Annotated in this window: 13 protein-coding genes and 1 riboswitch; of the genes, 2 read left to right on the plus strand and 11 right to left on the minus strand. The window is 37.4% G+C overall.

What is annotated here, in order from left to right; all coding sequences use genetic code 11:
- Window positions 1-12: 12 nt before the first annotated feature.
- The 4 genes from IGJ11_RS09290 to IGJ11_RS09305 all read right to left on the minus strand — a co-directional run bounded on the left by IGJ11_RS09290 (window position 13) and on the right by IGJ11_RS09305 (window position 3753).
- Window positions 13-1305 (minus strand): voltage-gated chloride channel family protein, encoded by a 1293-nt coding sequence (locus tag IGJ11_RS09290; protein WP_207433535.1) that lies wholly within the window; start codon window positions 1303-1305, stop codon window positions 13-15.
- Between the two features lie 49 nt (window positions 1306-1354).
- Window positions 1355-1422: riboswitch (Fluoride riboswitch) on the minus strand.
- A 42-nt stretch (window positions 1423-1464) separates the two neighbouring features.
- Window positions 1465-2112, minus strand: a complete 648-nt coding sequence (locus tag IGJ11_RS09295) for a FusB/FusC family EF-G-binding protein (protein ID WP_010718506.1) — start codon at window positions 2110-2112, stop codon at window positions 1465-1467.
- A 248-nt stretch (window positions 2113-2360) separates the two neighbouring features.
- Entirely contained in the window at window positions 2361-2864 is a 504-nt protein-coding gene (locus tag IGJ11_RS09300; protein ID WP_010737939.1) for an HD domain-containing protein, read from the minus strand.
- Window positions 2865-2988: 124 nt separating this feature from the next.
- Window positions 2989-3753 carry a TrmH family RNA methyltransferase gene (locus tag IGJ11_RS09305; RefSeq protein ID WP_034700883.1) on the minus strand — a complete coding sequence of 255 codons (765 nt, stop codon included), beginning with the start codon at window positions 3751-3753 and terminating at the stop codon, window positions 2989-2991.
- Between the two features lie 107 nt (window positions 3754-3860).
- Here IGJ11_RS09305 and IGJ11_RS09310 point away from each other — a divergent pair, with 107 nt between their 5' ends.
- Together IGJ11_RS09310 and yidC are read left to right on the plus strand one after the other, a co-directional pair.
- A complete protein-coding gene (locus IGJ11_RS09310; protein WP_010718509.1) occupies window positions 3861-4136 on the plus strand; it encodes an acylphosphatase in 276 nt (91 codons plus the stop codon).
- 338 nt (window positions 4137-4474) lie between these two features.
- Window positions 4475-5407, plus strand: a complete 933-nt coding sequence (gene yidC, locus IGJ11_RS09315) for a membrane protein insertase YidC (protein WP_010718510.1) — start codon at window positions 4475-4477, stop codon at window positions 5405-5407.
- Between the two features lie 209 nt (window positions 5408-5616).
- Here yidC and IGJ11_RS09320 read toward each other — a convergent pair whose 3' ends face one another.
- The 7 genes from IGJ11_RS09320 to IGJ11_RS09350 form a co-directional block, all read right to left on the minus strand.
- Window positions 5617-7038 carry an oligosaccharide flippase family protein gene (locus tag IGJ11_RS09320; RefSeq protein WP_126343525.1) on the minus strand — a complete coding sequence of 474 codons (1422 nt, stop codon included), beginning with the start codon at window positions 7036-7038 and terminating at the stop codon, window positions 5617-5619.
- Window positions 7039-8208 carry a nucleotide sugar dehydrogenase gene (locus IGJ11_RS09325; RefSeq protein WP_207433543.1) on the minus strand — a complete coding sequence of 390 codons (1170 nt, stop codon included), beginning with the start codon at window positions 8206-8208 and terminating at the stop codon, window positions 7039-7041. It abuts the gene before it with no gap.
- A gap of 249 nt (window positions 8209-8457) precedes the next feature.
- A complete protein-coding gene (locus tag IGJ11_RS09330) occupies window positions 8458-9549 on the minus strand; it encodes a glycosyltransferase family 4 protein (protein ID WP_207433545.1) in 1092 nt (363 codons plus the stop codon).
- A gap of 11 nt (window positions 9550-9560) precedes the next feature.
- Window positions 9561-10187, minus strand: coding sequence for a sugar transferase (locus IGJ11_RS09335; protein ID WP_207433547.1), 627 nt, complete (start codon window positions 10185-10187; stop codon window positions 9561-9563).
- The gene (locus tag IGJ11_RS09340) at window positions 10180-11298 is read right to left on the minus strand and encodes a DegT/DnrJ/EryC1/StrS family aminotransferase (protein ID WP_286011567.1); all 1119 of its coding nucleotides are present in this window, start codon (window positions 11296-11298) and stop codon (window positions 10180-10182) included. The genes IGJ11_RS09335 and IGJ11_RS09340 overlap by 8 nt, the downstream gene beginning before the upstream one ends.
- 1 nt (window position 11299) lies before the next feature.
- Window positions 11300-11929, minus strand: a complete 630-nt coding sequence (locus tag IGJ11_RS09345) for an acetyltransferase (RefSeq protein WP_063627379.1) — start codon at window positions 11927-11929, stop codon at window positions 11300-11302.
- 168 nt (window positions 11930-12097) lie between these two features.
- Window positions 12098-13915 carry a polysaccharide biosynthesis protein gene (locus tag IGJ11_RS09350; RefSeq protein ID WP_207433549.1) on the minus strand — a complete coding sequence of 606 codons (1818 nt, stop codon included), beginning with the start codon at window positions 13913-13915 and terminating at the stop codon, window positions 12098-12100.
- Window positions 13916-13917 lie beyond the last annotated feature (2 nt).

A 13917-nucleotide genomic window follows, 5' to 3' on the forward strand; every position in this document is an offset into this window, starting at 1 on the left:
CTTTTGCGACAATTATTTTCGTGTTTTCGTTCTCCCCTTAGATCGCTCAGACTGTTTCTGACTTCCCATCATTGGCAGGAAAAGAATTCCCTTTTTCACTACTACTTTTTGTGCTGAATAAATTCCACTATTACCAGAACACATGAAGCTCACCAGACAGATCATAAAGAAATAACTGGCTGCTTGTCCACCGAACAATTCGATTCCCATAACAAAACAAGCAATGGGTGTATTTGTTGCTCCTGAAAAGACGCCAATGAATCCCAAGGCTGCTAAAAAAGGAATGGACACATGTAAGATTGGTGCTAGAGCAGCACCTAATGTCGCTCCGATTTCAAATAAAGGAGTTACCTCTCCACCTTGATAACCAGCACCTAAAGACAAGACAGTAAATCCAAGCTTTCCAAGAAAATCATAGAAATGGGCGGTACCATTAAAGGCATCAGTTAACAAAGGCAAACTGAGCCCCAAATATCTTTGGGTTTGCAATAAGAGCGCTGCGATGACGACCACAGCTCCGCCAATAAAATTACGTAGAACTGGACTAGCCATTCTTTTGGCATACCAAGTTTTCAAAAAAACAATCGAACGACTAAATACCCAACCAATAAGACCAAAAGCAATGCCTGCAACGAATAATTTAAAGAAAAGAGATACATCCCAACTTGGAATCGTCCCCATAGGGTAATGGATATGTTTCACCCCAAAGCTTTCAGTCACAAAGTTAGCAAATAGTGCTGCAAAAAAACTTGGAAATAAGGCTTCTGTTCTAACTTTTCCAATTGCTAAAACTTCTAACCCAAATAGTGTTCCAGCCAGAGGCGTACCAAAAACGGAACTAAAACCTGCACTGATCCCGCTGATCACCAATAACTCCCGTTCCACTTTATTTAACCGAAAGAGACGGGCTAAATTTTCTGCTAAAGCGCCTCCCATTTGCACAGCTGTTCCTTCTCGTCCGACAGAACCACCAAATAAATGGGTGGTAATCGTTCCAAATAACGTTAAAGGAATCAGGCGTAAAGGAATTTTTTCTTCTCCACCATTTCCTTGATCAATCACTAAGTTATTTCCTCTACCAGAATTTCCTCCGTACTTACTATATAAAAAAACAAAAATTCCACCACTTACTGGTAAAAGAAACAACAACCAGGGTGAAGCAAGGCGTATATTAGTAACCCATGTTAAACTATTGAGAAAAAAGGCTGATAAACTTCCCATAAAAATTCCCAATAGCAATGTGATCAATAACCATTTGATCATGTATACGACGACCCTAATTGGATCAGGTAATCGATTTTCCATCTCTTTTCCTCCTCAAAAAAAACGCCTACTAAAAAAAGGGGTATCCCGATTCTTAGTAGGCGTCATTAGTTATCTTAAGATTAACGTTTAAAGGCGAACACCATCACCTATTCACTTCATCAATTAAAATAGCATATATTTATGAAAAATACAATGAAATTATCCTTCTTTTTTTACAATCTCAGTAAATTCATAAAAAGGAGTCAATTGGACTAAATTGTGGTTACAATGCTCACTATCATGGCAAATATAGTTTCCTTTTTTCGTATAGGTGCCATCTGAATTCGATTTTGTTGTTGCTAAAAAGAGTGACACACTCGAAGTTTTTTTACAAATCGTACAAATCCCTTTCGTGATGGTCGGGGATAAAGTCCCGCGAATACCATTTAACTTCCCTGATTCATCATAATAAACAAGAAATTTTTTCTGGGTACCAGGATCATTCCATCCAATATAGGTGTGTTCTCTTAAATCCAAATGATTCCAATCAGGTTGTTTTAACTTTTTCACTTTTCGGAATAATTTTTCAATTTGAGCTTTCGAAGGTTGCTCAAAAGGTTGAACTGATTCTTTTAATTCTTCTAATAAGCGTTCAGCAGTTTCTTTGGTCAAAGAAGTATCTAAGATATTTTCTAAGAAAAGGTTCATCCTTTGTGAGGGTTCTACTAGTTCCTCTATTCTCTCCACAGCTAATGCTTGGACCGTTTCGATCGTTTTAGAATCGTTTACTGAATGATAGACTGATATTAATTGTTCGACTTCTCTTTTAATAAAATAATATTGATAAGGTTTAATTGTTTTTTCCATGACTTTGAGTCCTTTCTTCTTTCAAGTGAATGTACTTTGAAGAAAAGAACTTCAACAAAGTACGTTAGTTAAAGCTTTTCCACTCTTTTAAATAAGATCCATATGGCATCTTATCATCACCCCCTTTAAGTTTGTTTCAACAACTTGTACTTGATACAAAGTAAACCGTAAAAATCATGGTTCGTCAATAAAAAAAAACCTGAGAAATTTTATGAAATTTCTCAGGAAGAATTCTTAATCACATCGTATTAAATCGATTGTTCTTTGCCGAAATATCTTTGCCATTTTTGTTTCATCGAAGCAGTCATCGGCTGTGCTGCTTCTTTCACAGCACAATATTTGTCGACAAACGTCACAATATAGCTTTCTTTATACTTAGGCGGTGCGATCGTAGCGCCCCACATATGTTTTAAGATGATATCACGCTCTAAATCGGATAGGTCAGTAATTTTTTCTGCATTTTTCACTGCGATCCTTGGATGGATATAAGCATGCGTTCCTTCATCAAATTTTGTTGTACGCCAATCATAGTAGAAAAGATCATGCAAAAGACCTGCACGTGCGGTCGCTTTTGCATTACCGCCCCATTTTTTGGCTAATTTATAACTATAGTAAGAAACACTAAGAGAATGCTCTAATCGAGTGGAGTGGACATGTTGTGTATAATTGGCTAATTTCTTCACTGCATCTGTTGCTAATAGATCTTCTACATAAGACATATATTCTTCGTCTTCACGCCATTTTTCTGTCATAATTATTGATCTGCCACCTTTTTTGAATTTCATTTTCCTTTGAAATTGATCCTAGTATACCATTAGTGTTCGGAATATTCTAGTGAGGTTCCATCAAAATGTAGAAAGCTTAATAGTTCCTTAATCATAAAGAGAAATGGTAAAGTACGATGCCTGCTGCCACTCCTACATTTAATGATTCAGCATTTCCGCGAATCGGAATATAGATATTTTTATCCGTCAAGGAAAGAATTTCGGGCCGCACGCCTTGCCCTTCATTCCCCATGACAATTGCATACTTCTCAGGAACAGTTACCTGTTCTAATGAACGAGCATCCTCGTTCAATTCCGTTCCATAGATATTAAAATTGTGTTCCTTTAAAAGCGGGATCATTTGCTCAAGGTCTGTTTGAAGTATTGGTAGATGGTAATTGCTCCCCTGCATACTTCTTAACACTTTTGTACTATAAATGTCAGCTGATCCTTTTCCTAAAACGACACCAGATAGTCCAAAAGCATCTGCCGTACGAATCATTGTTCCAACATTCCCAGGATCTTGGACATTATCTAACAATAACCATCCTCCAGTTAATTCGGGCATGTTTACTTTTTCGTAGAGCATAACGGCTAAGATACCTTGGGGTGTTGGCAAATCTGATACCACAGCCATGACTTCATTCGTTACCAAGGTACAAGGGATGTCTAAATGGTTTTTAAGCCACTCCTCCCACTCTTCTAACCCTTTTTCTGTGATTAAGATTTCTTTTACTTTGGCATGAGAAGCAACTGCCTCTTCAACCAAATGGAATCCTTCGAGTAGATACTCGCCTGTTTCTTCCCGGTATTTTTTCTTATGTAGTTTTTTCAATTCTTTGATTCTTGGATTTTTTGCTGATTGGATTTCTTTCACATTTTTCACCTCACTTAATTATAGCATGAATTCGAACCTTGAACTTGTTACAACATCAAAAAATCGGTATCATTAATTTAAAAAGCAAGGAAAGAAAGGTGGATATGATGAAAAAAATCAAGATGAACGTTCAAGGACGTGTCCAAGGTGTTGGCTTTCGTTATATGACAAAAATCGTTGCCGATCAATTAGGGATCACAGGCACAGTTAAAAACGAAGAAGATGGTTCGGTGACAATCGAAGCATGTGGCGATGAGGAAACGATCAAAAGATTCATTGAAGAAGTAAAGGATTCTCCAAGTCCTAGTGGTCGCGTACAATACGTTGACTTGCAAGATAATCCGATGATGGAAGAACGAAAAAAATTTGATGTGATCGGCTAATTTACTGATTCTGAATGGACGAAACACGCAAAAGGTAGTTCTATTTACACTATGAGAAGGCTCACATGACTTTAAGAAAGTTTGACGATAAAGAACTTTTTTTAAAGAAACAACGTGCCTTCTCTCTTCTAATCGTCCCTCACTCGTTTGATCGTTTTTGCTTCTGTTTAACCGATGGCTTTTCTCCCTTTCCTTTTTGTGGTTTGACAAATAACTTTTTTATTTTTTTAAGACCATATAGGTAGGAATCTATGAATTTTCTATAAAGTAGATTGAATTGTGTGTGCTTTTTTAGTATAGTTAATTTTGTGTAAAAATTATAAAAGAGGAAGTATTTTATGAATAAATGGAAAAATTGGGTATTGGGTTCTGGCCTTGTCACAGTCATGCTTTTCTTATCTGGTTGTGTTCGTCTGGATTCAAATGGTAACCCTGACACATCAGGTATCGTGTACCGAGTATTAGTCCATCCAATGGGACAAGCGATTACATATTTAGTGGAGAACTTCAACTGGTCCTATGGTTGGGCTGTTATTTTAATGACAGTCATCGTTCGTATCATCATTTTGCCATTAGGTATTAGTCAATCGAAAAAGACAATGATCCAATCTGAAAAAATGCAAGCATTGAAGCCGCAAGTCGAAGCCGCTCAACAAAAACTAAAAACGGCGACTACTCGTGAAGAACAAATGGCTGCACAAGCTGAAATGCAACAAGTTTATCGTGAAAATGGGTTAAGTATGACTGGCGGGATTGGCTGCTTGCCTCTCTTGATCCAAATGCCGATCTTTTCAGCCCTTTATTTCACAGCTCGTTATACAGAAGGCATTCGTGAATCCTCTTTCTATGGGATCGACTTAGGACACCCTAGTTTTGTATTAGTTGCGATTGCTGGTGCTGCTTATTTACTTCAAGGATATATTTCAACAATCGGTATCCCTGAAGAACAAAAGAAAACAATGCGTACGATGCTTATCGTTTCGCCTGCGATGATCGTCTTCATGTCGATCAGTGCGCCAGCTGGAGTCACACTTTATTGGGTAGTTGGTGGTATCTTTAGTTGTTTGCAAACCTTCATTACAAATGTCATCATGAAGCCTAAATTAAAAGCTCAAGTGGCAGAAGAGTTAAAACAAAATCCACCGAAGCAAGTCGTAACACCTCGTAAAGACGTGACACCTGCGGATAGCGAACAACCAGTGAAGAAACAAGTCAAAGCACCTAAAAACCAAACAGGTCGTAACGCTGGAAAACAACAAAAACGGAAATAACTAAGCATTTCGTTTATTTCTCAAAATAGCTAAAATAAAAAAGGAAGAGAGAACGCCTCTCCTCCTTTTTTATTTTGTCCTCTGATCATTGACTATTCTTCGCTATATTGCCGAATCAATGGTTCGGATTGAATAAAAATCAGTGTAAACATTTTTCTTTTCACTAGCAGCAACCACTTTCAAGGTCTTTGACCTGTTGTTTGTCATCATTAGATTTTCTTTTTGATCTTCAATAAATCAACTAGTGGATTGACTTTCGTTATCGTTGTGATTGCGAGATAGATTGGACAAGCAATGACGAATTGGATCAGATTGGTTCGGATATTACTCGTTAAATGACCTGTTAAAAACCTGGTGATCAAACACATGATCAATCCAGCAATTATAAACATCCCGATTTTTCTGAGAGAAAAGGTAAACGTCGTCTGTTTTAGAAAAGCTCTTGTTCTTACAACTGTAACGAAACTTTCGGCGAGAATAGTTGAAAATACGACGCCCAAAAAGCCAATAGACGGCAATAGTATGAGATTTGCCACAAGATTGATGATAGCTCCAATGATTACTGAACGATTATACTCTTTAACCTGACCGATTGGCATTAGATATTGTCTAGAAATCGCCATGCCTAAAGGAACGATCACAATCAAAACCGTAAAATATGGAATAATTTGAGTGATGTAGCTAAATTTTTCGCCAAAAAACCAAGGAACGAGCTTGTCATAAACTGTCAACATCCCAAACATGATTGGAATCGAAAAAAACAATTGTAAATGAATCGTTTTTTCCATCGTGCGAACGATTTTCTCCATATTTTTTTTTGCAAAAAAACTTGTCATATGGGGAAGTAAGACGATGTCTAAGGTAGTTATGATCGTGATGAATACGGTATTCAATTGCAGAGAATTGGTAAAATAGCCCACTGCAACACTTCCTAATGTGAAACCTAAAAGTGTCTTATTCAAATTGGTATACAACATGATCGCAATTTGAGGAATAAAATAATCAAAAGAGCCCTTTAAATGACTAAGACTTTTCTTTAAATCAACTTTCGTCAAATGAATGTATTTAGGAATAAAGAACCAGACACTCACTTGTGAACAAACTAAACCTAGTCCTTGAATCAAGGTATATTTTAACGTGTCGTCTTCGTTTTTAATCAAGAAAAGAATGAGAAAAAACGTGACTAGTTGGACTACTAAATTAGCTATACTAGTTTTCTTAAAATCTTCAATTCCCATAAAAAACCAAGATACGTCAAATAATACGGCAAAAATCGCCAAGGATTGGACAAACAAATACGAACGATTATTTAATAAAGAGGCAACAATAAAGTAAGCGACTATGACAATTAAGCTCGCTAATGCCTTAAAAAGCAGAATTTCCCAAAAAACTTCTGATAACGCTTCTTTCTTACGGTTGTAAGTCAAAGTTATTTCCCGGTTCCCGTACATCGTTACCCCTAGCCCCGCAAACAAAACAAAATATTGGACAATTGAAAACGTATAATTATAAAGACCGATCCCACTTGGCCCTAAAGCATTAGAAACGATTGGAATGGTAATAATCGGAAGAATGATTTTCGTCAGTTGAAACAAGCTCTGATAAAAAAAATTTTTGGCTATATTTTTCATTTATTCATCCCGTCTAAAAATATCTCTCGTATAGACTTTTTTGATCACATCTTTTAATTGATGGTCCATCCGATTTGAGACGATCACATCCGATAGTTGTTTGAATCGCGCAAGATCCGAAACGACAGGCGCATGATGAAATTCTTCAACAGGTAACGTTGGCTCATAGACAACCACCGAAACTCCTTGTTCCTGGATTCGTTTCATGACTCCTTGAATCGATGAATAACGAAAATTGTCTGAATCGGCTTTCATCGTTAACCGATAGATTCCCACAGTCTTAGGCTTTTGGGCTAAAATTTGTTCTGCAATAAAATCTTTTCTGGTTGTATTTGCTTCAACGATCGCTTGGATAAGATTGTTAGGCACATCGGTATAATTTGCTTTCAACTGTTTCGTATCTTTTGGCAAACAATACCCTCCATAACCAAATGAAGGATTATTGTAATGAGAGCCGATACGTGGGTCCAGTCCGACGCCTTCAATGATTTGTTTCGTATTTAAGCCTCGTATCTCCGCATAACTATCCAATTCATTGAAGTAAGCCACACGCAACGCCAGATACGTATTTGAGAATAACTTGATTGCTTCCGCTTCTGTTGAATGAGTCAATAAAACTGGGACATTATCTGCTTGCGTATTCTTTTTGAACATATTCGCAATCTCTGTCCCTCTATCTGAACATTCTCCTACAACAATGCGGGAAGGATAAAGATTATCGTACAATGCTTTACCTTCACGTAAAAATTCTGGTGAAAAAACAATATTTTCTGTTTGATATTTTTTCTTTAATTCGGCCGTATACCCTACTGGTACCGTGGACTTAATGATAAATTTTGCTTCTGGACGAATGGCGAGAGCTTGTTCAATGATGCTCTCAATCGATGAGGTATTAAAATAATTTTTCTTTTCATCGTAATCAGTGGGTGTGGCAATAATCAAATAATCACCAAAAAGAACCGCTTCTCGGAAATCCTTAATAAATTCGATTGCTAGGTCTTCTCTTTGAAGAAAATTATGTACTTCACGGTCTTCAATTGGTGACTCCTTCTTTTGTAGTCGTTCGATCTTTTCTGCTACGATGTCATAAGCTTTGACATTCTCATGCTGGCTAAGTAATAACGCATTGGCTAGCCCTACATAGCCTAGGCCGAAAATTGATACGTTCAATTGGTTTCACCTCTATAATTAGTTTTATTAACATAAAAAACACAAACTGGAACGTTATTGGTAGTTCTTCGTTTCATTCGCTTTATCATTCTTCTAAAAAAACAAAGCCATTTACTTTTCCTTTGAACCCAGGCTCGTTTCGTCAGTCACTCTTACAAATAATGAAAACATCTCTGAAATTAAGAAGTTTTCCTCCTCATTTTTCTTTTTTCAAGTGATTGATTTGTTATTTGTATGAAATGTCTATAGTTATAAAGTTTCATAAAGTTCTGCTACTTGATTGATGATTACATTTTCGCTGAATTGTTGGATATGAGCAGCAGCGTTCTCGGAATATTTTGTAACAGGTAACGTTCCAGCAAAAAAATTTTGAAGAATATTCACTAGTTCTTCTGACTCTTTGACATCAAACAATTTTCCTGTGTTCTCATCATAGATCAGATCTTTATTGCCTCGTATATTTGAAGCAACTACCGGTAAACCAACGCTCATAGCCTCCATGATCGATACGGGCAATCCTTCTCTTAAAGAAGGAAAGAGAAATAGATCACTCATTTTCATGATCTCAATAATATCCTTACGATATCCGAGTAAACTGACTTTCTTTTCCAAACCTAAAAATTTAATTTTTTGTTCCAGCGTTTGTTTCAAAGGCCCCGTTCCACAAATAAAATAGTGGAAATCTTGGTCTTTAAATGAAGCGAGTGCATGAATCACCAGTTCGTGGTTTTTGTTTTTATTCAATTCACCGACTGAAAGGAGTACTTTGGTTGTTGGCTGAGCTAGTGAAAGTACCTTACTTTTTAGCCGTTTATCAACCAAGGTTTTCTCGAACTTTTCGACTTGGATTCCAACACCCTGAATCAAATGAGTTTGTGTTGCTTTAAATTTTTGTGAAGCAAGCAAATAATCTTCCTGATTAATGGTAATAAGCTTACTTGTATAACGAGATAAGTATTTTTCAACTGGGTAATAGACGAACCAATTAAGCATTGGGGCTCCTTGATAAAAGTGAAACCCGTGTGCCGTATAGTAGATAGGAATATTGATCCGCTTACAAGCAAGTCTTGTCACCATCGAAGCAACTGGCGTATGCGTATGTACGATATCGATATTCTCTTCTTTGATCAGCTGTTTGATTTTCTTATAGGCTAAAAGATTGCTTTTAGCTAATGGATTCCTATTGAATGGTATTTGAAACACAGGTATTTTTTTATCAGAAAAATAAGATGCCAACGGTTGTTCAAGCGCACATGCCACACTCACTTCATGTCCATTTTTGATTAGTTGATCAATATGCGGGATTAAAAAAGCATTGAGTGTATTGGAGATCGTCGTCACATATAAAATTTTCAGTATGGTTCATTCCCTTCAAATTTTTCACTTGTTGGTCCAAAATTTGAGCTAATCCCTTCTTGTTTGAACACTTTAAGGACTGTTTGTAACAAGATCCAAACATCTTTGCCAAACGAATAACTTTTAACGTACAAACAATCATACGTAAACTTTTCTTCCCAACTGATCGCATTTCTACCACTGACTTGGGCCAATCCGGTCAAACCTGGGCGAATGTTGTGGCGTTTTCGTTGCTCTTCATTATAAAGTGTCAAATATTCTACCAATAATGGACGAGGACCAACAAAAGACATTTCGCCTTTAAAGATATTCCAAAGCTCTGGCAGCTCGTCAAGGCTAGTCGCTCTAAGTAGTTTGCCGAATTTTGTTAGACGAACTTCATCTGGAAGATACGCGCCATGTTGATCTTTCTCGTCTGTCATCGTGCGAAACTTGTACATAAAAAATAATTGTTCATTCTTCCCTGGTCTTATTTGCTTAAAAATAACCGGTGAACCTAATTTTAATCGCACACACCCTGCAAGTATGAGCATCAGTGGTGCAAGCAAAAGCAATAAAAGACCTGAGAAAAAAAGATCGAACCCACGCTTTCCAAAAAGTCGATAAAAGGTTGGTTTACTCATAACGCATCACTCGCTTGATCGTTGCAACGACTCTATTTAACTCTTCATCCGTCATTTTAGTATCTGAGGGAAGACAAACTCCAGAAGAAAAAAGCGATTCTGCAACTTCGCCGCCAATAAAATCAAAAGAGTCAAAAACAGGCTGTAAGTGCATCGGTTTCCAGACAGGACGTGCTTCGATCTGTTTTTTTTCCAATTCTTCAATCAAATAAGATGGATCTATTCCTTCTAAACGAATGACACTCAACCAATAGTTAGGTTCGTTCCAAGAGTTTTCCGGCATAAATTGTATATTAGGAAACTTGGACAATTCTTCTTGATAAAATTGATAGATGGCACGCTTCTTTTGGATTCTTTCATTTAATACTTTTAATTGACCACGCCCGATTCCTGCTAATATATTGCTCATACGATAGTTATAACCGATTTCTAAATGTTGATAATAACGTTCATTTTCACGAGATTGAGTGGCCCAAAATTTGACTTTTTCGATTTTTGATTGATCGTCAGAGATTAATGCTCCCCCACCTGAAGTTGTGATGATCTTATTTCCATTGAAGGAATAAATCCCATAGTCTCCAAACGTTCCTGTATATTTACCTTGGTAAGTCGTTCCTAATGATTCGGCAGCATCTTCAATCAACGTCACTTGATATTCTTGACAGATCTGCATGATTTCAGCTAAGTTTGCAGCTAATCCATATAAGTGAACGACGATCACCGCTTTCGCTTTTGGATATTTTTCTAAAGCTGCGCGTAAATGGACAGGACTCATATTCCAAGTTTCGGCATCACTATCCACAAAGATTGGGACGGCTCCTTGATAAAGAATCGGGTTGACCGTAGCTGCAAAAGTCAAGGATTGACAAATCACTTGATCTCCTTTCGTGACACCTGCTGCCTTTAATGCTAAATGAATCGCTGCCGTACCTGAAGAAAGCGCAGCAACATGCTTGGCTCCCACATGATCTGCCAGTTCTTGCTCAAAACCATCGACATTGGCACCTAAAGGGGCAATCCAGTTCGTATCAAAGGCTTCTTTGACAAACGCTTGTTCATAGCCTGCTTCACTCATATGGGGCGAAGCTAATAATATTCGCTTTTTTCTCACATCAACTCCACCTTTCAATTATCTTTGCTGGTACCCCCACCCATTTTGAATGATGAGGGATATCTCTGATGACAACACTGCCAGCCCCAATAATGTTGCCATCACCAATCGAACATTCTTGAATAATCTTTGTACCGACACCTAGTTCATTTTTATCTCCTAAAGTGACTGCTCCCGAAATATTGACATTAGGAAAAATGGCATTGTAACTACCTATAATGGAGTCATGACCGATTGTTGAACCAATATTGATCATATTGAAGTCACCGATTGAAATATCTGCAGTATAGGTCGTGTAAGGCATCAATATGTTCCCAATGCCCAGTTGAACATTTAAGCCAATCAATGCGCTAGGGGCAAACAAATTTGGAAAAAGCAAGTGAGGGTTTTGTCGTAACTGTTCATAGATGTTTTCTTTGACCGTCGGAGCCGCAATCCCAAGAAAAACTGCCATTGGTGTTTTGACTTGAAGCAAGTCAGCAATTTTGCCAATCACAGGTTTTCCTAGAACATCGCTTTGCTCACTTTTACGATCATCGACAAAACCGACCCACTGATACTCATTTTGTTGTTGGAGCAAAAAAGCAATTTCTTTACCAAACCCACCTGCTCCTACTATTATTGCATCCACTCGCTTTCTCCTCTCGTTTCTTTTTTTGATGGTCAAACGTTTTTTTACATGCGATTTGAATAACGTATCCCTATGCAATTTTTGATCGCAGGAATCGTATAACCCAGCACATAAAGCAATGATTTTACTACTTTACTAATAGTACGTTCAGCTTAAAACAGCTAGTTTCTATTGATTAGAAGCATTGGCAAAACGAATCACTTCTCTTGCTAATTGTTTCTCATCTTTTGGCAAATGACGGATAAAATCCATCACTTTTTGATTTGAATAACCTTTGATGTTTCCGACAAAAATTTTTTCATAGACAGCTTCATCGTTTCTCTCTTTATCCAACAGTAGTTCTTCATATAGTTTTTCCCCAGGACGGATACCCGTTTCAAGAATCTCAATTTCGTCTTCACGATAGCCACTCAGGCGAATCATATTTTTGGCAAGGTTGACGATTTTGACTGGTTCACCCATATCTAAAATAAAAATCTCTCCACCTTTAGCCAAGACTCCTGATTGAATGACCAATCGACTTGCTTCAGGAATTGTCATAAAGTAACGTGTCATCCGAAAATCAGTAATCGTGACTGGTCCACCTTGCGCAATTTGTTCACGAAAGACAGGAATCACACTTCCTCGTGAACCTAATACATTTCCAAAGCGAACAGCGGAAAATGTTGTTCCATTTTTTTCGTTCAATCCTGTTACAATCATTTCTGCAATCCGCTTTGTCGCTCCCATCACATTAGGTGGATGATTCGCTTTATCTGTTGAGACCATCACAAAATTTTTGACTTTCGCTTGTTTGGCTGCTTCCGCAACATTTTTCGTTCCAAGAATATTATTTTTTACTGCTTCTTTGGGATTTACTTCCATGAGAGGAACATGCTTATGTGCTGCAGCATGATAAACGATATCTGGGCGATAGTTTTGCATGATCTCATTGATTTTGTCACGATCTTGAATATCTGCAATGAGCGGGACGATTTTTGTCTGCTGATTTTGCTGATTCATGCGGAGTTCCCGATCGATCAAATAAATCGAATTTTCCCCATGTCCTACTAGTAATAATTGTGCTGGGGAAAACTGGATAATCTGCCGACAAATCTCTGAGCCGATCGAGCCACCCGCACCAGTCACAAGAATGGTTTTCCCTGTCAAATGACCTTTGATCGATTCAATGTCCAATTCAACTTCATCTCTTTCTAGTAAATCAACTACGTCAATTTTTTTTAATTTTGTGACACTGACTTTTCCAGAAGCGATTTCTTCCATTGAAGGCATCGTGTTTACTTTGACATGCAAGGATTCTACCATTTGAAAGATATTCCTGATTTTTGTTTTGGATAAGGAAGGAATGGCGATGGTAACGATTTGTACATCATGTTTCTTGATTAGTGCAGGGAGGTCTTTGATCATACCGATCACTTTTTTTCCTGAAAGATATGTATTTTGCTTATTAGGATCATCATCAACAAAACCAATGACATTGGTGTCACTTGCTGTTTTTGATCCAAGTAAGATATTTGCCAAAATTCTACCGCCTTCACCAGCGCCTACGATGATCGTCTTCTTGGCAGTGGCTCTAGGTTGTAGCTTTGTCTGCTTTTTCTCAATGTAAAGACGCCACTCCAGACGGCTTCCCATGATTAAAAGCAAAGACAAAATATAGGTAAAGATCGTTAGACGTAACATATACTGATGATTGATAAAAAACAAGACAAAAAGATTTGAAATCATAGTGATCGACAAAGAAACAAAAATCGCCCTGATTTCTTCTAAATTCATATAGCGATTGATCCTTGTAAAGACTTTAAATAAACTCCCATAAAACAAATAGAAACCTATTGAAACGCCTGTAGAGATGAACATAAAATCCGTTGATACTTCTGCGAATGGCTTCATGAATCTAATTGTAGCAATGTTTGCCAAAAACAACAATAAGCTATCAACTCCTATCAAAATAGCAATCTTTCTTTTTCTTGTGACTTCAAACACCT

The sequence above is a fragment of the Enterococcus sp. DIV0691 genome (assembly GCF_051711145.1).
Lineage (GTDB): Bacteria > Bacillota > Bacilli > Lactobacillales > Enterococcaceae > Enterococcus_B > Enterococcus_B hirae.

Bases quoted from the DNA above. Each gene is read 5' to 3' on its own strand.
- IGJ11_RS09290 (WP_207433535.1), bottom strand. From the start codon at position 1,305: ATGGAAAATCGATTACCTGATCCAATTAGGGTCGTCGTATACATGATC.
- IGJ11_RS09295 (WP_010718506.1), bottom strand. From the start codon at position 2,112: ATGGAAAAAACAATTAAACCTTATCAATATTATTTTATTAAAAGAGAA.
- IGJ11_RS09300 (WP_010737939.1), bottom strand. From the start codon at position 2,864: ATGACAGAAAAATGGCGTGAAGACGAAGAATATATGTCTTATGTAGAA.
- IGJ11_RS09310 (WP_010718509.1), top strand. From the start codon at position 3,861: ATGAAAAAAATCAAGATGAACGTTCAAGGACGTGTCCAAGGTGTTGGC.
- yidC (WP_010718510.1), top strand. From the start codon at position 4,475: ATGAATAAATGGAAAAATTGGGTATTGGGTTCTGGCCTTGTCACAGTC.
- IGJ11_RS09320 (WP_126343525.1), bottom strand. From the start codon at position 7,038: ATGAAAAATATAGCCAAAAATTTTTTTTATCAGAGCTTGTTTCAACTG.
- IGJ11_RS09335 (WP_207433547.1), bottom strand. From the start codon at position 10,187: ATGAGTAAACCAACCTTTTATCGACTTTTTGGAAAGCGTGGGTTCGAT.